General features: G+C 66.3%; 19 protein-coding genes and 1 pseudogene. 7 read left to right on the plus strand and 13 right to left on the minus strand.

Features of this window, described 5'->3' with window-relative positions:
* Positions 1-5: 5 nt before the first annotated feature.
* Genes C0V75_RS17880 through C0V75_RS17895 form a run of 4 tightly spaced genes read right to left on the minus strand, consistent with a single transcriptional unit; the run spans position 6 to position 3,497 of the window.
* Positions 6-596, minus strand: a complete 591-nt coding sequence (locus C0V75_RS17880; protein ID WP_101922327.1) for a VOC family protein — start codon at positions 594-596, stop codon at positions 6-8.
* 55 nt (positions 597-651) lie between these two features.
* Positions 652-1,140 carry a MarR family winged helix-turn-helix transcriptional regulator gene (locus C0V75_RS17885; RefSeq protein WP_101922328.1) on the minus strand — a complete coding sequence of 163 codons (489 nt, stop codon included), beginning with the start codon at positions 1,138-1,140 and terminating at the stop codon, positions 652-654.
* The gene (locus C0V75_RS17890; protein ID WP_101922329.1) at positions 1,137-2,702 is read right to left on the minus strand and encodes an NAD(P)/FAD-dependent oxidoreductase; all 1,566 of its coding nucleotides are present in this window, start codon (positions 2,700-2,702) and stop codon (positions 1,137-1,139) included. The genes C0V75_RS17885 and C0V75_RS17890 overlap by 4 nt, the downstream gene beginning before the upstream one ends.
* A gap of 3 nt (positions 2,703-2,705) precedes the next feature.
* Entirely contained in the window at positions 2,706-3,497 is a 792-nt protein-coding gene (locus tag C0V75_RS17895; RefSeq protein ID WP_101922475.1) for a cyclase family protein, read from the minus strand.
* 129 nt (positions 3,498-3,626) lie between these two features.
* Between C0V75_RS17895 and C0V75_RS17900 the strand changes: the two genes are divergently transcribed.
* The 6 genes and pseudogenes from C0V75_RS17900 (at position 3,627) to C0V75_RS17925 (ending at position 10,427) form a co-directional block, all read left to right on the plus strand.
* The gene (locus tag C0V75_RS17900; protein WP_101922330.1) at positions 3,627-5,195 is read left to right on the plus strand and encodes an NAD(P)/FAD-dependent oxidoreductase; all 1,569 of its coding nucleotides are present in this window, start codon (positions 3,627-3,629) and stop codon (positions 5,193-5,195) included.
* Between the two features lie 94 nt (positions 5,196-5,289).
* Positions 5,290-6,768 (plus strand): annotated as a pseudogene (locus C0V75_RS17905) (ABC transporter substrate-binding protein).
* A 132-nt stretch (positions 6,769-6,900) separates the two neighbouring features.
* Positions 6,901-7,911 carry an ABC transporter permease gene (locus tag C0V75_RS17910; protein WP_216821478.1) on the plus strand — a complete coding sequence of 337 codons (1,011 nt, stop codon included), beginning with the start codon at positions 6,901-6,903 and terminating at the stop codon, positions 7,909-7,911.
* A gap of 10 nt (positions 7,912-7,921) precedes the next feature.
* Positions 7,922-8,770, plus strand: a complete 849-nt coding sequence (locus C0V75_RS17915) for an ABC transporter permease (protein ID WP_101922331.1) — start codon at positions 7,922-7,924, stop codon at positions 8,768-8,770.
* Entirely contained in the window at positions 8,767-9,633 is an 867-nt protein-coding gene (locus tag C0V75_RS17920) for an ABC transporter ATP-binding protein (protein ID WP_101922332.1), read from the plus strand. The genes C0V75_RS17915 and C0V75_RS17920 overlap by 4 nt, the downstream gene beginning before the upstream one ends.
* Positions 9,630-10,427: an ABC transporter ATP-binding protein gene (locus tag C0V75_RS17925; protein WP_101922333.1), complete on the plus strand. Its 798-nt coding sequence runs from the start codon at positions 9,630-9,632 to the stop codon at positions 10,425-10,427. The genes C0V75_RS17920 and C0V75_RS17925 overlap by 4 nt, the downstream gene beginning before the upstream one ends.
* Here the strand turns inward: C0V75_RS17925 and C0V75_RS17930 are convergent.
* Both C0V75_RS17930 and C0V75_RS17935 read right to left on the minus strand, forming a co-directional pair.
* Positions 10,412-10,885, minus strand: coding sequence for a thioesterase family protein (locus C0V75_RS17930; RefSeq protein ID WP_101922477.1), 474 nt, complete (start codon positions 10,883-10,885; stop codon positions 10,412-10,414). The two genes, C0V75_RS17925 and C0V75_RS17930, sit on opposite strands and share 16 nt — an antisense overlap.
* Before the next feature lie 46 nt (positions 10,886-10,931).
* Positions 10,932-11,837, minus strand: a complete 906-nt coding sequence (locus tag C0V75_RS17935) for a LysR substrate-binding domain-containing protein (RefSeq protein ID WP_101922334.1) — start codon at positions 11,835-11,837, stop codon at positions 10,932-10,934.
* 138 nt (positions 11,838-11,975) lie between these two features.
* Between C0V75_RS17935 and katG the strand changes: the two genes are divergently transcribed.
* Complete coding sequence (gene katG / locus C0V75_RS17940) at positions 11,976-14,141, plus strand: catalase/peroxidase HPI (protein WP_101922335.1); 2,166 nt, start codon at positions 11,976-11,978, stop codon at positions 14,139-14,141.
* A gap of 67 nt (positions 14,142-14,208) precedes the next feature.
* Here the strand turns inward: katG and C0V75_RS17945 are convergent, their stop codons facing one another.
* From C0V75_RS17945 to C0V75_RS17975, 7 genes are all read right to left on the minus strand, one after another.
* Positions 14,209-14,805 (minus strand): transglutaminase-like cysteine peptidase, encoded by a 597-nt coding sequence (locus C0V75_RS17945; RefSeq protein WP_101922336.1) that lies wholly within the window; start codon positions 14,803-14,805, stop codon positions 14,209-14,211.
* Positions 14,806-14,963: 158 nt separating this feature from the next.
* Positions 14,964-15,950 carry a GGDEF domain-containing protein gene (locus C0V75_RS17950; protein ID WP_101922337.1) on the minus strand — a complete coding sequence of 329 codons (987 nt, stop codon included), beginning with the start codon at positions 15,948-15,950 and terminating at the stop codon, positions 14,964-14,966.
* Positions 15,947-16,534, minus strand: a complete 588-nt coding sequence (locus tag C0V75_RS17955) for a heme NO-binding domain-containing protein (protein ID WP_101922338.1) — start codon at positions 16,532-16,534, stop codon at positions 15,947-15,949. The genes C0V75_RS17950 and C0V75_RS17955 overlap by 4 nt, the downstream gene beginning before the upstream one ends.
* Before the next feature lie 55 nt (positions 16,535-16,589).
* Entirely contained in the window at positions 16,590-18,338 is a 1,749-nt protein-coding gene (locus tag C0V75_RS17960; RefSeq protein WP_101922339.1) for a DUF4153 domain-containing protein, read from the minus strand.
* 146 nt (positions 18,339-18,484) lie between these two features.
* Positions 18,485-20,038: a trimethylamine methyltransferase family protein gene (locus C0V75_RS17965; protein ID WP_101922340.1), complete on the minus strand. Its 1,554-nt coding sequence runs from the start codon at positions 20,036-20,038 to the stop codon at positions 18,485-18,487.
* 117 nt (positions 20,039-20,155) lie between these two features.
* Entirely contained in the window at positions 20,156-20,851 is a 696-nt protein-coding gene (locus C0V75_RS17970) for an HAD family hydrolase (RefSeq protein WP_101922341.1), read from the minus strand.
* A gap of 84 nt (positions 20,852-20,935) precedes the next feature.
* Positions 20,936-21,214 carry a DUF3572 domain-containing protein gene (locus C0V75_RS17975; protein ID WP_101922342.1) on the minus strand — a complete coding sequence of 93 codons (279 nt, stop codon included), beginning with the start codon at positions 21,212-21,214 and terminating at the stop codon, positions 20,936-20,938.
* Between the last annotated feature and the right edge of the window lie 23 nt (positions 21,215-21,237).

The raw sequence follows: 21,237 nt of genomic DNA on the forward strand, positions 1-21,237 counted from the left end.
CTCCCTCAGTTCGCCGGGGCGATGTTGGACCACAGCACCGGGCCGCCGTCCTTTTCATAGGCCATGCCTTGCGGGAAGCTGATCGCCTCCATCTGCAATCCCCAGGGCGCGAAGAAATAGAGGATCGACTGGCCTGCTGCGGGCCCTTCGCTGACGGGAATCGGGCCCATCAGGCTGCGGATGCCCTTCTCCTTCAGATAGGCGGCGGCGGCGTTGATATCCTCGACATAGAAGGCGATGTGATGGCCGCCGATGTCGCTGTTGCGCGGGGTCACCGTCTTCTGGTCCGGGGCGGTGTATTTGAAGAGTTCGATGTTCGACCCGAAACCGCACCGCATCAGCGTGATCTGTTCGATCACCGCGCGGGGGTCCACGTCCAGCACATCCTGCATGAAGCTGCCCGCATCATCGCGGAAGGGGCCGAAGGCGGTGGCCTTCTGGCATCCCAGAACATCGGTGAAGAAGGCTTCCGCCTCGGCCAGATCCGGCACGGTTATGCCGATATGGTTGACACCCTTGATGCCGGGCATCGGATCGGCCATGGCCGGGCTGATGATGGCCAGGGCAGAGCAGGTCAGGACGAAAAGACGGTGCATGGTGGAACTCCCTCGTTCGGCTATGTCCGGTGTCTGCGCGTGGCCGAAAATCGCGTCAGATCTCATGCTTGCGGATATTGGTCAGCATCTTCTGCAACGTGCCGACGAAGGCGCGCCTCTCATCTTCGGATATGCCGCGGAACATGCGGGCATGCGCCTCGGCCATCCGGGGCCAGAGCGTCTCGAAGGCCGTTCTCCCCGCCTCGGTGATGAAGACGCGGGTGGCGCGGCTGTCGGTGGTGTCGGCCTCGCGCCGGATCAGCCCCTCGCCCGCCAACTGGTCCAGCGCGCGGGACAGGGTTGATTGCTCCACCACCGAATAGACGGCCAATTCGCGGATCAGCGGCCCTTCGATCACCGAAAGCACCGCCAGCGCCCGCATCTTGGGCGTGGTCAGACCCAGCCCCGCCATTTCGTCCCTGAGACTGGCGTTGTAGCGCCCCATGATGCGGTTCATCAGATAGGGCGCGTAATTCGTCAGTCCGATCTCTCCCAGCCGGGGCAGGGTTTCGGGGGGTTTTTCCGGGGGGGATTGGTCCGTCATGCGCCCAGACCCTTTGCCGCAAGGAAGCCCGATCCGCCGCCCAGACCCGGGCCGGGATGGGTGGAGGCCCCGATGTGCCGAAGGCCCCGCACCAGCCCCGTGCCATTGGTGGAATGGGCATAGGGACGGAAGATGAAGAACTGGTCGATGGTGCAAAGCCCGCCATAGGGATCACCGCCGACGAGGTTGACATTCATCGCCGCCAGATCGGCCGGGCTATAGGCCCTGCGCGCCAGCTTGATGGCATCGAAGTCCTTGATGTGGCGTTTCAGGATCGCTTCGATCCGGTCGGCAAAGGCTTCGCGGGTTGCTTCGGACCACGTCCCATCGGTGGCAATCTGGCCCGCCGCATCGCCCTTCACCACGCGCGGCGCATCGGGGATCTGCAACCACAGCACCGCCTTGCCTTCCGGCACCCGCGACGGGTCCAGTCGATGCGGTTGCCCGACGCAGATCGTGGGAATGGCCGGCAGCATCCCCCTTTCGGCTTCGTTGGCGGATTTGGAAACGCTGTCGATCCCATCCGCCAGATGGATCAGCGCCACATCGTCCAGCCCCGGCGAAAGCCAGTCGGGATGGCGGTCCAGTGCGTAATGCAACTGGAAATTCCCCCGCCCGTGGCGGAAGGACTTTGCCGCATCGCGATCCTCCGGAAGGTTCACCTCGCGCAGAAGACGCCCCTGCAACTGCCCCGGCGCGACCGAGGCAAGCACTGATGCACAGGCGATCTCTTCGCCCGAGGCCAGGGCCACGCCGCGCACCTTTCCATCCTTCACGATGATCCGGTCCACATCCGCACCGCAGCGAATCTCGCCGCCCTTCTCTGCGATCAGCGCGCGGAAGGCGGCCACCCCTGCCCCCGATCCGCCCTTGACGACAGGCGCCCCCGCCGCCTCCAGGGCGAAGGCGATGACCTTGCCCATCTGACCCGAATAGGTGCTTTCGGGCGTCAGCCCGCAATGCAGCACCCAGGGCGCGTAAAGCGCCTGCACATCGGGCGAGGTATAGGTCGTTTCCAACCACCCCCGCGCCGGCACCAGCGCGCGCCCGAACCATGCCGCAAGCCCGCGCAAGCCGCGCTTGCGCATCTGCCCCCAAAGGAGTTTCGCCGTAGGCCAGGACCACAACGCCCCGCCCAGCAGCGCGAAAAGGAAAGGCGCATCCGCCTCCACCCCGCCCACATCGCGGGCATGGGCATCGCCGTCGCCGGGCGACAGCGCGTTGAACGCCGCGACATTCTTCGCCCGGTCCGTCGTCAGCACCAGCGCCTGCCCGTCCGGCCGCAGCACGGCCGTAGGGTGGGGCGTGTGGCAATAGTCGAAGCCATGCCGCGCCAGGTGGGGGCCAAGCACGGCCCCCGCCGGAGAGGTCATGAACAGGACCCAGGTCGCCGCCATCACGTCATGCCGGAAGCCGGGAAGCGAGATCTCCTCGGTCCGCAGGCAACCGCCTGGCACCGCCTCGCGCTCCAGCAGAAGCACGCGGTCGCCCTTCAGCGCCAGCATGGCGCCCGCGACCAGCGCATTGATCCCGCTTCCGATGATGACGTGATCCGGCGTCATGGATCAGCCCTTCGGCACAAGGGCCAGCGCCCGGATGGGCGAGCCGGTCCCCTGTTTGATCTTCAGCGGCGCGGCAATCAGGATCGCCCCCTTGGCCGGCAGCTTGTCGAGGTTGGCAAGCGAGGCGAGGCCGAAACAGTTGTGCTTGTGCAAAAGGTTATGCGCCGGGAAGGGCGGGGTCATGCCGCCCGCCTGCCCTGCATCGGTGCCGATGCACTGGCTGCCCCAACCCACGATGCCCTTCGACAGCAGGTATTCGATCACCTCGGCGGTCGGCCCCGGCGTATGCGGCCCCGTCTCGTTCGCGTTCAGGAACAGCGCCTCGTCATGCGCGCGCTTGTCCCAGTCGGACCGCAGCACGACCCATTCGCCCTTGCCGATCGCGCCATGCTTTGCCTCCCAGGCCTTCACATGGTCGATGGTCAGCAGGAAGTCGGGGTTCGCGGCGCATTCGGCACTGTAATCCAGCACATTCACCGGCGCCACCAGACGCTGCACGTCCAGCGTATCGGTATAGCCGTCGGCGTAATCCTTGCCGGTGATCCAGTGATGCGGCGCGTCGAAATGGGTGCCGCTATGTTCGCCCAGTTCCAGCCAGTTCCAGGCCCAGAACGGCCCATCCTTGTCATACTCGCTGATGCGATGGATCTTGATCGGCGGCGTGTCCTTGGCGAAATCCGGGGGCAGCTTCAGCAGCGGCGTTTCCGGGCCGAGCACGCCCGAACAATCCACCACCTCGATCCCGCCCGAGGCGAGCATTCCCGCCAAGGATGAAAGAACGCTTGCAGAGGTCATCATCGTCTCCCTGTTGGCCGGACCCGCCCGGCAGTCACGCGAACCGGTTGCCTCCGGCCGTCATGGAATCATGCTAGACAGATTTAAATGCATTTGCAAATATCCCAGCGTCAATCCGGCGGGGAGAAAATGGCCGACACCTTCGACGCAGTCCTGATCGGCGCGGGCCACAACACCCTGGCCGCCGCCCTGCACCTGTCGGCCAAGGGCTGGCGCGTGGGCGTGTTTGAACAGGCCTCCGTCGCAGGCGGGGCGGTCAAGACGGGTGCCTATACCCTGCCCGGCTTTCGCCATGACTGGGCGGCGATGAACCTGTCCCTCTTTGCCGGAAGCCCTTTTTTCAAGGCCCATGGCGCGGAACTTGCGAGGCATGGCTGCGACTTCATCCCGGTGAACCGCCCCTTCGCCTCGTCCTTTCCCGATGGCGCCTGGGCGGGTGTCTCCACCGACATGGGGGAAACGCTGGCCGCCTTCCGCGCGCTTTCACGCCGCGATGCAGAAACATGGGAAAGTCTCGTCGCGCGATTCGGGGCAGAGGCGCCGCATCTCTTCGGGCTGCTCGGCTCCGAGATGAAATTCCGTGCGCTTGCATATTTCATGTTCAAAACATACCGCGCCAAAGGGGCGGGCGGGTCGCTCGACTTCGCGCGCTTCCTGCTCTCCTCGCCGCGGGCCTGGCTGGAAGAGACCTTCGAACATCCCCATATCCGCGCGCTGCTGGCCGCCTGGGGGATGCATCTGGATTTTGCGCCCGATGTCGCCGGGGGCGCGATGTTTCCCTATCTGGAGGGCATGGCGGGGCAGGCCTTCGGCATGGCGCTCGGCAAGGGCGGGGCGGATGTCATCGTCAAGGCGCTGGTCGCCGCCATCACGGCGCGCGGCGGGGTGGTGGAAACCGGCACGCGCGTCGCCCGCATCCTGCATGAGGGCGGGCGTGCCTCGGGCATCGAACTGGAGGGCGGCCGCCGGATCACCGCCACCCGTGCCGTGATCGCAGGCGTCGCCCCCCGCGCCCTCACCCGCCTTACGGGCGGGACGACCCCGGCCTTCGACCGCAGCATGGCCGGCTTCCGCCACGCCCCCGGCACGATGATGATCCATCTGGCGATGAGCGCCCTGCCCGACTGGCGCGCGGGGGCCGATCTGCAACGATTTGCCTATGTCCATCTTGCCCCCAGCCTTGACCAGATGGCACGCACCTATGCGCAGGCCCAGGCGGGGCTGCTGCCCGACGAACCGATCCTTGTTGTCGGCCAGCCCACGGTGTTTGACCCGTCCCGCGCACCGGACGGCAAGCATGTGCTCTGGGTGCAGGTCCGCATGGCCCCCGGCGCCATCACGGGCGATGCCAAGGGTGAAATCGCGGCACGGGACTGGGGCGAGGCCGCCGAACCCTTCGCCGACCGTGCGCTGGCGATCCTCGAAGCCCATGCCCCCGGCACGCGGGCAAAGATCCTCGGCCATCGGATCGTCACGCCTCTCGAACTGGAGGCCGACAACCCCAACCTGATCGGCGGCGATCAGGTCTGCGGCAGTCACCACCTGTCGCAGAACTTCCTGTTCCGCCCGGCGCGCGGCCATGCCGACGGGTCCACGCCCATCGCCAAGCTGCATCTCACCGGGGCCGCCGTCTGGCCCGGTGCAGGCACAGGGGCGGGGCCGGGATATCTGCTTGCCCGGAAACTCGCCGGAGCCTGAGACGAGACCAGACAAAGACCAAAGAAAACCACCAACAGGGAAAACGACCATGAACCTCAACCGCCGGAGCCTACTGAAGCTCTCCGCCGCCACGATGGCCGCAGGCAGCCTTGGCCTGCCAAGCTTTGCACAGGCGATAGACGAGCTTGTCATCGCCTATAACGTCAACCTCCCCTCCTGGGACCCGACCGTCGGCCCCAGCGCGGTGAACCCGACGATCCAGGGCCTGTATCAATCGGTCTTCGACCAGTACATCCTGCAACAGCCCGACCTGTCGCCCGCCCCCGGCCTGCTGACGGAATGGGGTTGGAACGAGGATCGCACGCAGGTCTGGATGACAGTGCGCGAAGGCGTGACCTGGCATGACGGATCGCCCTTCACCGCCGAGGATGTGGCCTGGAACCTGGCCCGCGTGGCCAATCCCGACACTGGCAGCCCGATCCAGTTCGTCTGGGGAACGCTGGCCAACCACCGGGTCGAGGGCAACAAGGTAATCGCCGATGTGGCGCAGTTCGACCCGACGATCTTCAAATGGATGTATTTCCTGACCGGCTATGTCCTGCCCAAGGCCTAATACGAAAAGGTCGGCCCCGAAGGCTTCGAGGCTGCCCCCATCGGCACCGGCCCCTATATGGTCGAGAAGTTCGAACGCAACGCCTTCGTCCGCCTCAAGGCCAATGCCAATTACTGGGGCGGGAAGCCGGACTTCGACACGGTCACCATCAAGTTCGTCCCCGATGCCGCCGCGCGGGTGGCCGAGGTGGAGAGCGGCAACAGCCATGTCACGCTGGAAATGCCCTATGAGGAATACGACCGTCTGAAAGGCGGTCCGCTGGCCGGCGTGGCCGCGCCCATCTCGGATATCGGGATGATCTTCCTCAACGACATCGAGGTGATGACCGATCCCAATGTCCGCATGGCCGCAGCCCATGCCATCGACAAGCAGGCCATCATCGACCGCCTGCTCTCGGGCTATGGGGTAAAGATCGACACGCTCCAGACCCCGGAATATGACGCCTACGATGCCTCGGTCAGCGTGCCCTATGACGAGGCGAAGGCGGTGGAACTTCTGGCCGCCTCGGGCTTTGGCCCCGACAACCCCGTGAAGTTCAAGATCCAGACGACCAAGGGCTTCAAGCCCAAGGATTACGAGATGATCCAGGCCATCGTCGGCCTGTGGCGCAAGGTCGGGATCGAGGCCGAGATCGAGGTTTACGAAATCGCCAAACATTACGAGTTGCGCGCTGCGGACCAGCTTGCCCCGGCCGCCTTCTACAATTGGGGCAACTCGGTGGGCGATCCGACCACCTCGACCGGTTTCGCGATGTTCGGCCCCTCGCCGCATTCCGTCTGGGATGGCGAGGATCTGATTGGCATGATCGGGCCGCTCTGGGGCGAGGCGGATGAGGCGAAACGGATCGAAGGCTGGAAGGCAGTTGACAAATACATCGCCGAGAACGCGCTGGTGATCCCGCTGCTGCAATATGTGCAGCCCATCCTGCACGCGCCGGGCGTCGTGGTGACACCGCACGCCTCGGGTGCGCTGCTGCCGCATCTGATGAAGCGGGCCTGATCCCTTGCGCCCGGGCCGGGGGGCATCACCCTCCGGCCCGGCGCGGATCGACGACTGAACAGGACATGAAGGGGCATGATCCCCGGCGGTGCCGCGAAGCAAGACATGCGGCACCGAGTGACAGGCACGGGCATGGTGATCCTACGAACCCTCCTCACGCGGCTTCTGACGACCGTCATCACCCTGGCGGGTGTGGCCGTGATCGTTTTCTTCGTGATCCGCGTCGTCCCCGGCAATCCGATCGCCATGATGCTGCCCCCAGGCGCGACGGAGGAAGACATCGCCCGCCTCTCCGCGCTTTACGGGCTGGACAAGCCGCTGGTGACCCAGTTCGGCATCTGGGTCGCCGGTGTGCTGCAAGGCGATTTCGGCACCTCGATCACGACCCGCCAACCGGTGCTGGACCTTGTGCTCGGGCGGCTTCCGGCAACGCTGGAACTGTCGATCATGGCCCTGGTCATGGCGGTGATCCTGGGCGGGACGGCGGCGCTGATCGGCACGCGGTACCGGGGCGGACGGCGCGAAGGGGCGATCGACGTGGCCAATGGCATGGCGCTTTCCGTCCCCGATTTCCTCTGGGGTCTGGTGCTGATCCTGCTGTTCGGGGTGCTCTGGCCGGTGTTTCACATCTCCGGGCGGGTGACGCCCTCGCTCGAGCTGCCCTTCACCACCGATTTCTATCTGTTCGAAAGCCTGATCCGCCTGCGCTTCGACCTCTGGGCCGATATCGTGGCGCATATGTTCATGCCGGCGCTGGCCCTTGCGATCCCGCTGGCGGCGATCATCGGGCAATTGCTGAAGCAGAGCCTCAAGGAAACCATGAACCTCGATTACGTCACCCTCGCCCGGACCAAGGGCTATGGCGAAGCCCGCGTCATCCTGCGCGAGGCGCTGCGGAACGCCGCCCTGCCGACGCTGACCCTTGTGGGCGTGCAGTTCACCTTCCTGATCGGCGGAACCGTCATCATCGAACGGCTCTTTTCCTATGAGGGCCTCGGCAACATGGCCATCGACGCCGTGGTCAACCGCGACCTGCCGCTGATCCAGGGGATCGTGCTGCTCTTCGCGCTGATCTTCACCGCGGTGAACCTGATCGTTGACCTGCTCTATGCCGTGCTGAACCCGAGGCTGCGCCATGCTTGAGGCCAGAGGAATGGATGGGCGGTCCCTGATCCGCCGCCGTGCGGGGCTGCGTTTGTGGCTTTCGGCGGGGTGGCTGATGCTGCTCGGCATCGCAGCCCTGCTGGCGCCATGGATCGCGCCGAAAGACCCGCTGGCACAGGACCTGTTCCTCGGCCGCCTGCCGCCCTTCTGGATGGCGGGGGCGGAACCGGGCTATTGGCTGGGAACCGACAGTCTGGGCCGCGATGTCCTGTCGCGCATCCTGCACGGCGCACGGGTCGCGCTGCTGGTCGCGCTGGTCGCAGGCACGATCACCTGCCTGATCGGGGCAACGCTGGGCCTGCTTGCAGGGTTCCTGCGCGGCTGGGTGGACATGGTCATCTCGCGCCTGATCGACATCTGGATGGCCTTTCCGCCCGTCCTCTTTTCCATCCTGCTGATCGCCGTCCTCGGCCCCGGCCTGACCTCCATCATCATCGCCATCGTGGTGATCGACTGGACACGCTTCGCCCGCGTGGTGCGGGCCGAGGCCATGGCACAGGGGGCGATGGACTATGTGGCTTCGGCCCGTGTCGCCGGGCGCGGGCGTATCGGCACCATGGTCAGGGAAATCCTGCCCAATGTCCTGCCCACCGTCGTCGTCCTCCTGACACTGGAAATGGGCATCGCCGTTATCGTCGAGGCGATCCTGTCCTTCGTGAACCTCTCCATCTCGACCGATGATCCCACCTGGGGCGGGATGATCGCCGAAGGCCGCACCTCCATCCATCAGGCCTGGTGGGTGCTGGTCTTCCCCCTGATCACCCTCTTCCTCACCGTCCTGTCCTTCAGCCAGTTGGGCGAGGGGTTGAAGGACCGTTTCGATCCGGTGCTGAGATGAGCTTCCTGTCCATCCGCAACCTTTCGGTCCGGCTGAAGGGTGGCCCGCCCTTGCTGCGCCGCGTGTCGCTGGACGTGGCGCCGGGCGAGGTGCGGGGGCTGGTCGGGGAATCCGGCGCGGGCAAGTCGATGATCGGCAAGGCCGTCCTGGGCATCCTGCCCCCGTCGGTCGAAGTTACCGCAGGTGAAATCCTTCTCGATGGCACCGACCTCCTGACCCTTTCCGCGAAGGACCGCCGCCGCCGCATCGGGGCCAGCTGCGCGCTGATCCCGCAGGACCCGCTGACCGCGCTGAACCCCAGCCACCGGATCGGCCCGCAGATCACCGACCGCCTTGTCGATATCCTGGGCTGGGGGCGGACAGAGGCCGAGGCCCGCGCCAAGGCCTTGCTGGCCGAAGTGCAGATCGCAGACCCGGACCGGGTGCTGCGATCCTATCCGCATGAACTGTCAGGCGGGATGCGCCAGCGCATCCTGATCGCCTCGGCCTTCGCGGCAGAGCCCAGGCTGATCGTCGCGGATGAGCCCACCACGGCGCTGGATGTGACGGTGCAGAAGCAGATCCTCAGCCTGATCCGCGACATGCAGGCCCGCCATGGCACCGCGCTTCTGTTCGTGACCCATGACCTCGGGGTCGTGTCCAAGGTCTGTCAGCGCCTGTCGGTCCTCTATGCCGGGATGGTGGTGGAGGATGCGGCAGTGACCGATTTCTTCGCCGCCCCGCACCATGCCTATTCCGCCGCCCTGCTGGCAGCGACGCCGAAATACACGGATCCGAAGGCCGGGTTGAACCCCGTGCCCGAAGCGGTGATCGAGGCTGTCCGTGCCGAAGTCGCAGCTTTCGACCGGGAGAGCGCCCGATGAACCTCTACCGCGTCGAGAACCTCCGCCTGTCGCTGGCCGACATGACGGCAAAGCCGCTCTTCGGGGCCGCGCCACGGATCGAAATCCTCAAGGGCCTGTCCTTCGTGATCCCGAAAGGGGCCGTGGTCGGAATCGTGGGCGGCTCCGGTTCCGGCAAATCCACGCTGGGCCGCGCATTGGTCCGCCTGCTGGAACCTTCGGGCGGTTCGATCCGCTTCGACGGAACCGACATCGCGCATCTGCCCGAGACCGCGCTGCGGCCACTGCGGCAGCGGTTCCAGATGATCTTCCAGGACCCGATGTCCTCGCTCAACCCGCGGCACCGCGTCGGCACGATCATCGCCGAACCGCTGCGCCTGCATGGCATGGATTCGGTGCAGGATCGCGTCGCCCGCGCGCTGGATCATGTCGGCCTGCCGCAGCATTTCGCCACCCGCTACCCGCACGAACTTTCCGGCGGCCAGCGTCAGCGCGTCGGCATCGCCCGTGCCATCGCGCTGGAACCCGATTTCATCCTGGCCGATGAGATCGTCTCGGGTCTCGACGTGTCCTCGCAGGCGCAGGTCCTGAACCTGCTGGAACGGCTCGTGGCCGATCTGGGCCTGACACTGGCCTTCATCAGCCATGACCTTTCGGTCATCCGTCGCCTCTGCCAGCGCACCATCGTCCTGCACCGGGGCGAGATCGTGGAGGATCGCCCCACCGCCGACCTCTTCGCCGCACCGCAGGCCGCCTATACCCGCGACCTGCTGGACGCGATCCCCCTGCCCGACCCGGCTCAGCCCTGGGTCTGAGGGGCCTGGGTCTGAGGCGCCGCCACGGGGCGACGCTCCGGGGGCTCGGGCGTCATCAGGCTTTCCAGTTTGGCCTTCACATCCTCGGGCCAGGGCATCGACGTATGACTGTCCAGCCAGCTTGCCGCCAGCACCTGTTCCACTGACCAGCGGTGTTCCTCGCCGCAATGGATCGTATGCTTCAACCGGACCGAGGATTTGCCCACCTTCAGGATGGTCAGCCGAAAGGTCAGCCGGTCGCCGAAGAACGACGGTTTGGAAAAATCGCAGGACAGATGCACCGTCGGCGTTCCCCAGCGTTCCTTCCAGATGATCTCGTGCCAGGGCCAGCCGATATGGGCCCAGAATTCCTCCACCACACCGTTCAGCATGTTCATATAGGCCGGGTAATAGGCGGTGCCGGAAATGTCGCAATCGCCGAAATGCAGCATCCGGTCGGTCGTGAAGCAGACGGTCATGATGTCCTCCCCTGTTGCGCCGACCGTCCCATATCGGCGCCGAAGGTCAAGCCCCGGCACGCTGCGCCAGCCCTGCCGCGCGCACCACTTCGGCCACCTGCATCAGTTGCTTTGACAAAGGCGAGGTCCGCCGCCAGACCATCCCGATCCGCCGCGACGGCTGCGTCCCGTTGAACCGCGCGATGGCGACATGGGCTGACCGCGTTTCCACCGCCACCGCCATTTCGGGGATCAGCGTCACCCCGATCCCCGCCCCCACCATCTGCACCAGCGTCGAAAGGCTGCTGCCATCCAGCAATTCACGCGGCGCGGCCTGCCCGGCATAGCAGAAGGACAGCGCCTGATCGCGGAAGCAATGCCCTTCCTCCAGCAGCAGCAGCCGCATCTCGCGCAGCTTTTCGGGCTGCGGCACCGGCTTTTCCGCATCCGCCCCGGGGCGGACCAGCACGAAATCCTCGGTGAAAAGATCGACTTCGGTCAGGAACGGCTCCGACACTGGCAGCGCCACGATGGCCGTATCCAGCCGCCCCTCCTCCAGCTCGCGGATCAGCTTGGGCGTCACCGTTTCGCGCAGATGGATGTCCAATCCCTCATTCGCCTCGGTCAGCCGGGCGATGATGGCGGGCAGAAGATAAGGCGCGATGGTCGGGATCACCCCGATCCGCAATCGCCCGGACAGGCTTCCCCGCGCCGCCCGCGCGATATCGGCCAGTTCATCCACTTCGCGCAGGATTTCGCGCGCCCGCAGCAGCACATCCTCACCGAACCCGGTCAGCCTCACCTGCCGCGCGCCCCGTTCGAAAAGCTCGGATCCAAGCACCGCCTCCATCTCGCGGATCTGCATGGAAAGCGCAGGCTGGGAAATGGCGCAGGTCTCGGCCGCACGGCCGAAATGGCCATGCCGGGCCAGAGCCTCGAAATAGCGGAGCTGTTTCAGGGTCAGGTTCAACATAAGTTCATCTTATCGTTGCAATCAGAAAATCCAACTTAAACTAATCATCCAACACTGTTAGAACGATTCCATTCTGGCGGGCCGCTCCTGACCAAGGGGCGTGTGCCCGCCCCCATTTGCAGCCACGAGGAGAGCGACATGGACGGAAACGACGCTGGCAAATGCCCGGTGATGCATGGTGGCCTGACCACCTCCGGCACTTCGGTCACGGCCTGGTGGCCCAAGACCCTGAACCTCGACATCCTGCACCAGCATGACACGAAGTCGAACCCGCTCAAGGGCTTCAACTACCGCGAGGAAGTGAAGAAGCTCGACTTCGCCGCGATCAAGCGCGACGTCCACGCCCTGATGACCGACAGCCAGGACTGGTGGCCCGCCGACTGGGGCCATTACGGCGGGCTGATGATCCGCATGGCCTGGCACTCGGCAGGCACCTATCGCGTGGCCGATGGCCGGGGCGGCGCGGGCACGGGCAACCATCGCTTTGCCCCGCTGAATTCCTGGCCGGACAATGCCAACCTCGACAAGGCCCGCCGCCTGCTCTGGCCGATCAAGAAGAAATACGGCAATCGCATCTCATGGGCCGACCTGATGATCCTTGCCGGGACCGTCGCCTATGAAAGCATGGGCCTGAAGACTTACGGTTTCGCCTTCGGGCGCGAAGACATCTGGGCCCCCGAGAAGGACGTCTATTGGGGTTCGGAAACCGAATGGCTGGCTCCGTCGGAAAACCGCTATTCCGACCTCGCCGATCCGACCACGCTGGAAAACCCGCTGGCGGCTGTCCACATGGGTCTGATCTATGTGAACCCCGAAGGCGTAAACGGCCAGCCCGACCCGATGAAGACGGCGGGCATGATCCGCGAAACCTTTGCTCGCATGGCGATGAATGACGAGGAAACCGTCGCCCTCGCCGCAGGTGGCCACACCGTCGGCAAGGCGCATGGCAATGGTCGCGCCGAAAACCTCGGCCCCTCGCCGGAAGGCGCCGAGATCGAGGAACAGGGTCTGGGCTGGAACAACCACGTCTCGCGCGGGGTGGGCCGCAACACCGTGACCTCGGGCATCGAAGGCGCATGGACGACGAACCCCACCAAATGGGACAACGGCTATTTCGACCTGCTCCTCGGCTATGACTGGGAGCTGAAGAAATCCCCCGCCGGCGCGTGGCAATACGAACCCGTCGGCATCAAGGACGAACACAAGTTCCCCGATGTCGAAGACCCGTCCATCCGCTGCACGCCCATCATGACCGATGCTGACATGGCCATGAAGGTGGACCCGGCCTATCGCGCCATCTCGGAACGTTTCGCCAAGGATCCGGCCTATTTCTCGGAAACCTTCGCGCGGGCCTGGTTCAAGCTGACCCATCGCGACATGGGGCCGCGCCTCCGCTACATCGGTCCCGACGTCCCGAAGGAAGACCTGATCTGGCAAGACCCCGTCCCCGCTGGCAACGCCTCCTATGACGTGGCGGCGGTCAAGGCGAAGATCGTGGCGGCGGGCCTCTCGGTCGCCGACCTGGTCAGCACCGCCTGGGACAGCGCCCGCACCTTCCGCCAGTCCGACTATCGCGGCGGCGCGAATGGCGCGCGCATCCGCCTTGCCCCGCAGAAGGATTGGGAAGGCAACGAACCGGCCCGCCTGGCGCGCGTCCTGTCGGTGCTGGAACCGATCGCGGCGGCAACGGGTGCCTCGGTCGCCGATGTCATCGTCCTTGCGGGCAATGTCGGCGTCGAGATGGCGGCCAAGGCCGCTGGCTTTGACGTGACCGTTCCCTTCACCCCCGGTCGCGGCGATGCGACGGCGGAACAGACCGACACGGCCAGCTTTGCCGTGCTGGAACCGCTGGCCGACGGTTTCCGCAACTGGCTGAAGAAGACCTACAGCGTCGAGGCGGAAGAGATGCTCCTGGATCGGGCGCAGCTCATGGGCCTGACCGCGCCGGAAATGACCGTCCTGCTGGGCGGGATGCGCGCGATGGGCACCAACCATGGCGGCACGGCGCATGGCGTCTTCACCCACCGCCCCGGTGCGCTGACGAATGACTTCTTCGTCACCCTCACCGACATGGGCTTCAAATGGGTGCCGAAGGGGCGCAACCTTTACGACATCGTCGATCGCGCCTCGGGCGCGGTGAAATTCACCGCAACCCGCGTTGACCTCGTCTTCGGGTCCAACTCCGTCCTGCGTGCCTATGCCGAAGTCTATGCCCAGGACGACAACCGCGAAAAGTTCGTGCAGGACTTCATCGCCGCCTGGGTCAAGGTGATGAACGCCGACCGCTACGATCTGGCCGCCTGATCACGGCTCATCACGGGAAAGGGGCGTCCCGGGAAACCGGGGCGCCCCTTCTGCTGTCCGCGCGGCATCAGCTCGAAAGATCCGCTCCCGCCTGCACCAGAACCGAAACCCAGCGCGCGGGGTTCTTCGGGTCCTGCATCCGCAGGAAGGCATAGCCCGTCTTCTGCCACGGCAGGACGCGGCGGGTCATGTTGTCCAGCACGAAATCGCCCAGATCGCTGCGCAGGACCAGAACCGCATGGGGCTGGCGTTTCCGGTCAAGGACCACGGCAATCAGCAATCGGTTGGGCGCAATCCCCTGTGCAACCAGCGCCCGCTTCTTGTAGAGCGCGTAATCCTCGCAATCGCCGCCCCGCGCGGTGGGCAAGGACCAATGTTCGACAACCGCGAACTGGCGCTGATCAGAGATCGGGCGGATGGCCGCATTCGCGGCACTGTTCACCTGTGCGGCAATCTTCAGGACATCGGCGCCGGCCGGGGTCAACGGCCCCCTGGCACAGGCCCAGTCGTAGTCGCGGCACAGGCCGGCCGCCCCCGGAGGCGCGGGCGCCGCCTGCTGCACCGGCAGAAAGGCATCCTTCCCCACGGCCTCGATCGCCAGCGCAGGGCCGGTGAAGGACAGGAGAGTGGCTGCGGCAGCAATCAGGGTCAGGATGGGGCGCATGTGACGATCCTCGAAACTCCGTGACTCGGGGATACGGCCGCACGACACAGATCGTCAGTTTGGCATCGGTCTTGCAGGGGGGAAAAGCGTATGGACAGCCACCCTGCGGATGGGCCGGTCCATGCCCGCCCCCCATCCTTTCCGCTGGCAGCCAGACACTAGCCTTGCCCCTCGACCGACCACAGGTCGGGGGACCAGAGCCGTACCCGGCCGCGCCCGGCGCGTTTGGCGGCATAGAGCGCGGCATCCGCACGGGCCAGCAGCACGGCCACGGGCGCCTCCGGCGACGTCGCCGAAAGGACCATTCCCGCGCTGGCCCCGACAGACAGTCCCATGCCCTGCCACGGGATCGGCTCGCTCAGCGCGGACAGGATCGCCTCCATCCGCGCCAGCGCCGCTTCGGCCCGGTCCATCCCCGGCATCAGCAGCACGAATTCATCCCCGCCAATGCGGGCCACCAGATCATCCCTGCGGCTGGCCGCCAGAAGGCGGCGGCCCACCTCGGCCAGAACGTGATCCCCCGCCGCATGGCCCAGCGCATCATTCACCTGCTTGAACCGGTCAAGGTCAAGATGCACCACGGCCACGTTCCGCCCCGGCTGCTCCAGCGCGAGGTCCAGCGCGCGGCGGTTGCGCAGCCCGGTCAGCGGATCGGTCAGCGCCTGTTCCTCGGCCACCACCTTGTCGCCCTGCAACCGGTCGTTCAGGGCGCGCAACTCTTCCAGAACCGCGGTCTTGGCTTCATACAGATAGAGCAGTTCCACCGTCAGGTCGGTGGGTGCGAAATCCGCTTCGGTCAAGGCGTGGCGTTGCACCGCCTCCACCACCCCGATCCCGAAGGAGAGGTTGATCAGCGCGCCATCCTTGGCCGGAACCGCGATGCCGCGGAAGGAAAGGTCGCTGCTTCCCCGCCGCTCGACGAAAAGCCGCCCTTGCCCTGCCAGAAGATCGGCCACCCCGACCAGCGCAGGACCGTGACGCAGGGTGAAAAGCTGAGAGAAAGGCCGATCCACCGGATCATCGGCCCCCAGCAGGCGCCGCAGGGTCGGCCCGCAGGACCGGATCACCGCCGCCCCGTCCAGGACCAGATGCATCGGCATCAGCCGCGCCAGCGCGACCGCGCCGATCCAGACCCCGCCGGTCATTCCACGCGACCCAGCGAGAAGGCCCGCCCCATGCCATGGGCCTGATCCAGAAGGCGGATCGCGAGGATGGCCGCGCCATCCGGCGACACCGACTCCAGCCGCATGGTGACCAGAGCCCCGTAATCATCCGCCATCGCGCGCAGAAGGCCCAACGTCACCTCGGCCAGACCGGGCCGCCCCGCGCCGATCTCAAGCCGGAAATCATCCGGCGCCTCTTCCCGCAGCCGCAGGGCAGGCAGCACCAGATCGGGCAGGGCCAGCCGCGCCCGCGCGGGCAGGTCTTCCAGCGATTGCAGGAAGTCGCGGAAATCCGATCCGCCGAACCGCAGCAGCCGCCGCACCGCCGCACGGGCCGGATGCGACACGATATAGGTTCCCATATCCTCCAGCAGGCAGGCACTGTCGCGGTTCAGGCGGGTGGCGGCCGCCGCGAGTAGACGATCCGTGACCTCAGGCGGATAGGGCAGCAGCGGCTCGAACCCCTGCGGCGGCACACCCGCCGCCCGCGCCGCATCATCCCAGACACCAGACCCCCAACCATCGCGCAGAAAGCACTGGATGGATCGGTTTATCAGCCCGTTCATCGCCCTTCCCCAGAAAATCCCGAAGGAAGACTGCGCGATTCGGATGAATGAAGATTTACGGCAAGAGCAGCAACCCGCCCGCCACCCCCAGCATGTTCAACGGGGCCGGGGTCAGCGCAGCAGGCGTATCCTGCAACGCAGCGATCAGCGCCTCGCCTTCGGCCCGGTCGGGCAGCATCCCGGACAGGGCCCCGACCGACAGGCGATGCACCTTCCCCTCCATCATCCCCAGACCTTCGTAACGCACAAAGCCCGAAGGTTCGCGCAGAAGGATCATCCCCTCTTCGCCCGGCTCCGCCGTCCAGAACTCGCCCACCACAAAGACGCAGCCCGCCCGCTCGGTTCCTGGCAGGGGCGTGCGGCAGGCGTCGATCCAGCTTTGCAGTTCCACCGGCGGAATGGCCGTCAGCAGCAGGTCCCGCGTGGCCGTCGCCCCCGGCGGCTGCAAGGGCATCACCGCGCGAAGATCGGACAGCAACGCCTCGGCATCCTCTTCCATCACCAGAACCTCGGCTTCGCCCCCGGCCGCCCGCGCCGCAAGCCGCTGCGCCAAAGCGGCCTGATCCGGCAGGGCGGCAAGCGAAGCCAGCCGCTCCAGCACCCGATCACCCGGCAGACCCCAGCGATCCAGCGCATCAAGATCAAGATCGGCCGGAGGGATGCCCCCTGCCTCATAGCGCGCGAGTTGCGAGCGCGACGAGATGGCCTCGGCATTGATCACCGGCGTCAGCCACAGCATGGCCAAGCCCGCCACCATCGGCGCCAGCAGGCGGTTGGCCTGCCGCAGATGGCCGGTCCAACCGGACCCGCGCAGCACCGCCGCCAGATAGGCCAGCCCATATCCCGCCCCTGCCACCACCGCCAGCGCGGCAAACACACGCTCCGGCGTCCAGCCATGCTGTCCAACCCGCTCGGCCAGCGCAAACCCGGCCAGCGCCACGGGCAGCGGCAGAAGCCCGGCCATCACCCGCGCCGCTATGCGCAGCGCGGGGCTGCGGCTTTCCTCGTCTTCGGACTGGTCGATCACCACGGCGATCAGCCCGGCAGCCGCCATGGCAAGGGCCAGCAGCACAGCCGTCGCCGACACCCCACCGGGAAGCTGCGACAGCCCGCGCACCGGCAAGGCCACGAGGAAAAGGATCATCACCGTCAGAACCGGCAGCGTCAGAAGGCGCAGCAGGCGCAGGATCACCAGCGGCGACAGCAGGTCCGAAAGCTCATGCGCCACGGCCAGCCCCACCCCCAGCATAGCCCCCGTGGCCATGCCCGGCAGCGGACCGCCCTCCGTCATCACCCAGTCGAGAAAGCCCAGCCCCACCAACGCCAGCGCCGCATCCGCAAGCCAGATCACCCCCCAGACAAGCCCGGCGAAGATCCAGCCTGCCGCCGCCCGCACCACCAGTTGCCAGCTTGCCGTGAACAGCGCCGGATAGGCCGTGCCGCCCGTCATGCCGAAGGCAATCAGATAGGGCAGTGGCAGGCTGGCAATCAGGAAGCCTGCGATCCAGTGCAGGCCCTGCTGGCGGAACTCGGCCGCGCTGCCATAGCGCGTCGCCGCCACCGCCATGAGCACGGCCACCACAAGGCCGAGGGGCAGCGCCGCAAGCGCCGCCGGGCGCAGGCGCAGCGGTCCGGTCATCGCCATCAGCGCCCCGAAGAAGACCAGAACGAAGGTGGTCAGCGGCAGCGTAAGGGGCTCGGCCACTGCGCCGCGAAGGGCGGCATCCTCCAGCAGCCACAGGGCCAGTCCTGCGACGACCCCCGTCAGCGCGAGAATCCCGCGCCTCAGCGTCTGGATATCCATGCCCCCTCCGTCCCGCCACCGGCGGGTGTCCCCTGTCACGGTCCGGCTGTCGCGGACCTTTCCCCAAGGGTCAGGCTAGCCTCTACGGCGCGGCAGGCAAAGGGAAAACCCGCACCCTATACCGAAGACTGGTCCAGGGCGCCCGATCAGAAATCGGTCGGTGCGCCGCCTTCCTGCTTGCGGCGGGCGACGAAGCGGCGCAGCTCTTCCTGATGGTCGCCATTCATCGCCGGGGCCTCGAATTCCGCCAGGATCTGCTTGTAGATCCGATGCGCGCGTTCCGGCGTCCAGACCGACCCGTCGATCTGCCAGGCCTCGTAATTCCGCCAGTCGCTGACGAAGGGCGCATAGAAGGCGGTGGTATAACGTTCCTGCGTGTGCTGGCAGCCGAAGTAATGCCCGTTCGGCCCCACTTCCTTGATCGCGTCAAAGGCGATGTCATCCTCCGTCGTGGCGAAGGTCGCCTCCTCGAAATAGCGCTGGATCATCTGCAAGACTTCGCAATCCATCACGAATTTCTCGGGGCTTGCGATCAGCCCGCCCTCCAGCCAGCCCGCCGCGTGATAGACCATGTTGGTCCCCGACTGCACCGCCGCCCAGAGGCTGTTCGACGTCTCCCACATCGCCTGCCCGTCCGGCACATTCGCCGCACAGACCCCCGAAGACCGCATCGGCAGCTTGTAATGGCGGACGAGTTGCCCCGTCATCTGCGTGGCGCGCATGTATTCCGGCGTGCCGAAGGCGGGCGCGCCCGACTTCATGTCCACGTTGGAGGTGAAGGTGCCGATCGCCACCGGACAACCCGGCGCGATGTATTGCAGCAGGGCAATCGCCGCCAGCGCCTCGGCCAGCGACAGCGCCACCGCCCCCGCCATCGTCACGGGTGCCATCGCGCCCGCCAGCGTGAAGGGCGTCACCACCACCGGCTGCCCGCGCTTGGCCAGCCGCATCGCACCGTCCAGCATCGGGAAGTCATGCTTCAGAGGGCTGACCGAGTTGATGTTGGTGTACATCCGCGGCTTGGCCTGAAACTCCTCTTCCGTCAGGCCGCCCGCGATGCGGGCCATCTCCATCACATCCTCGACCCGCTCGGCACCCAGGGAATAGGCATGCACGACCTTGTCGGTCAGGGTCAGCTTTTCATACAGGCAATCGAGGTGCCGCACCGACGGGTGAATGTCGATCGGCTCCACCGGATAGCCGCCCGCGATATGGATGCAGTTGAAATACTGCGTCAGCTTCATGAATTCCTTGAAGGTCTCGAAATCCCCCGACCGCTTGCCGCGCTCAAGGTCCCAGGCATTGGGCGGGGACGAGACATTGACGAAGACCATATGCTTGCCGCCGATGATCAGTTCCCGGTCCGGGTTGCGCGGGGTGATGGTGAATTCGGACGGCGCATGCGACAGCATCTCCATCACGAAGGCTTCGTCCATCTTCACATTGGTGCCCGTCACCTTGCAGCCCGCGCGCTTCAGATGCGCCACGGCGTCGGGGTTCAGGAATTCGATGCCGATCTCGCTGAGGATCCGCATCGCGCCCTTGTGGATGCGTTGCACGCCCTCGGCATCCAGCGGCTCCACCGGGGCATCCGGATTGACCGGAATGCGCCAGGGCATCTGGTCGATGACCGCCGTGCCCGCACGCTGCTGGTTGCCAGCCCGTCCCCCGGCGCGGCGCTTGCGTGGCTCTTCGTTCATCGCGTCCTCCGTCCGGCGCCATCCGCGCCCCTAGGCCACAAGGATGACGAAGGCGGGGGGCAAATGACACTCTGCCCACGACGCGTTCATGTCGTTTTTCGCAGGCGACCGCGCCGCTCAGGCCGCCAGACTGTCGATCCACGCGCCCAGATGGGCGATATCGGGCAAGACGGCATCGGCATGGGGGGCCAGTTCTGCCGCCCCCGCGATGCCCGTCAGCACGGCCACCGCGCGCATCCCCGCTGCCCGCCCGGCTTCCAGGTCGTGGCGGCTGTCGCCCACCATCACCACCCGCGCCGGATCAAGCCCGTGCTGGCGCGCGAAGGCCGCGCACATGCCCGGCCCCGGCTTCGGCCCGTGCCCGCTGTCATAGCCCGCTATGTAATCGAACAGCCCGGTGATCCCATGCGCCGCCAGATGCGCCCGCGCCGCCTCTTCATTGTCATTGGTGGCCAATCCGATCCGCAGGCCCCGGTCGCGCAGCGCCCCCAGAACGGCGGCAAGGTCCACCGCGGGCAGCATCGGCGCGCCTTCTGCAAGCCGGTTCAGCCGCTCTTCAAGCAGATCGGCCGACGCGCCCGGCAAGGCCGCCGCCAGGTCGCGCGCGATTTCGGTCGGCGTGCCGGCGATCACCACGCTGTCGGGAACAAAGCGCCGGGTAACGGGATCAAAGCCGATGGCCGCCCCAAGGACCGAGGCCGAAAGCCCGCTTTCCGCGGCCAGCATCTCCACCAGCCGCGCCGCCCAGGCGCCCCAACTGGCCCGGAAGTCGAACAGCGTCCCGTCCTTGTCGAAGATCACGCCGTCGATCATGCCGTCACTCCCTGTTGCGCACCGCTCCCGGACTGTGGCCACAGCCGCGCGGGAATGCAATCAACTCTGCGTCATTGCATGCCCTCAGGTCCAATGCGGCAGCGCCCCGCCCGGCAACGCTGCCCGCGCCTGCATCGGCACGGTATAGGCCAGCCCGGCCGCATCGCAGAAACCGATCACCCAGGCATCATCCTGAAGCAGGAAATCCAGCACGGCCGCCAGAAATCCCGGCTCGGCCGCCGCTGCCGCGACCTGCGACGCCGAGGCGCCCGTCGCCCCCAGAAACAGAGGGAAAAGCTCTTCCTGACCCGCCAGCCAGCCCAGCGCCTGCAACGCCACGGTTTCCGCCATCTCACCCGTCATCCCGCCCTCCGTTTCGCATCCCG

It is taken from the genome of Tabrizicola sp. TH137 (assembly GCF_002855575.1).
Taxonomy (GTDB): domain Bacteria; phylum Pseudomonadota; class Alphaproteobacteria; order Rhodobacterales; family Rhodobacteraceae; genus Paragemmobacter.

Excerpts from the sequence above, each read along its gene's own strand:
- C0V75_RS17880 (WP_101922327.1), bottom strand. The coding sequence starts at position 596 with ATGCACCGTCTTTTCGTCCTGACCTGCTCTGCCCTGGCCATCATCAGC.
- C0V75_RS17885 (WP_101922328.1), bottom strand. The coding sequence starts at position 1,140 with ATGACGGACCAATCCCCCCCGGAAAAACCCCCCGAAACCCTGCCCCGG.
- C0V75_RS17890 (WP_101922329.1), bottom strand. The coding sequence starts at position 2,702 with ATGACGCCGGATCACGTCATCATCGGAAGCGGGATCAATGCGCTGGTC.
- C0V75_RS17895 (WP_101922475.1), bottom strand. The coding sequence starts at position 3,497 with ATGACCTCTGCAAGCGTTCTTTCATCCTTGGCGGGAATGCTCGCCTCG.
- C0V75_RS17900 (WP_101922330.1), top strand. The coding sequence starts at position 3,627 with ATGGCCGACACCTTCGACGCAGTCCTGATCGGCGCGGGCCACAACACC.
- C0V75_RS17910 (WP_216821478.1), top strand. The coding sequence starts at position 6,901 with ATGGTGATCCTACGAACCCTCCTCACGCGGCTTCTGACGACCGTCATC.
- C0V75_RS17915 (WP_101922331.1), top strand. The coding sequence starts at position 7,922 with ATGGATGGGCGGTCCCTGATCCGCCGCCGTGCGGGGCTGCGTTTGTGG.
- C0V75_RS17920 (WP_101922332.1), top strand. The coding sequence starts at position 8,767 with ATGAGCTTCCTGTCCATCCGCAACCTTTCGGTCCGGCTGAAGGGTGGC.
- C0V75_RS17925 (WP_101922333.1), top strand. The coding sequence starts at position 9,630 with ATGAACCTCTACCGCGTCGAGAACCTCCGCCTGTCGCTGGCCGACATG.
- C0V75_RS17930 (WP_101922477.1), bottom strand. The coding sequence starts at position 10,885 with ATGACCGTCTGCTTCACGACCGACCGGATGCTGCATTTCGGCGATTGC.
- C0V75_RS17935 (WP_101922334.1), bottom strand. The coding sequence starts at position 11,837 with ATGTTGAACCTGACCCTGAAACAGCTCCGCTATTTCGAGGCTCTGGCC.
- katG (WP_101922335.1), top strand. The coding sequence starts at position 11,976 with ATGGACGGAAACGACGCTGGCAAATGCCCGGTGATGCATGGTGGCCTG.
- C0V75_RS17945 (WP_101922336.1), bottom strand. The coding sequence starts at position 14,805 with ATGCGCCCCATCCTGACCCTGATTGCTGCCGCAGCCACTCTCCTGTCC.
- C0V75_RS17950 (WP_101922337.1), bottom strand. The coding sequence starts at position 15,950 with ATGACCGGCGGGGTCTGGATCGGCGCGGTCGCGCTGGCGCGGCTGATG.
- C0V75_RS17955 (WP_101922338.1), bottom strand. The coding sequence starts at position 16,534 with ATGAACGGGCTGATAAACCGATCCATCCAGTGCTTTCTGCGCGATGGT.
- C0V75_RS17960 (WP_101922339.1), bottom strand. The coding sequence starts at position 18,338 with ATGGATATCCAGACGCTGAGGCGCGGGATTCTCGCGCTGACGGGGGTC.
- C0V75_RS17965 (WP_101922340.1), bottom strand. The coding sequence starts at position 20,038 with ATGAACGAAGAGCCACGCAAGCGCCGCGCCGGGGGACGGGCTGGCAAC.
- C0V75_RS17970 (WP_101922341.1), bottom strand. The coding sequence starts at position 20,851 with ATGATCGACGGCGTGATCTTCGACAAGGACGGGACGCTGTTCGACTTC.
- C0V75_RS17975 (WP_101922342.1), bottom strand. The coding sequence starts at position 21,214 with ATGACGGGTGAGATGGCGGAAACCGTGGCGTTGCAGGCGCTGGGCTGG.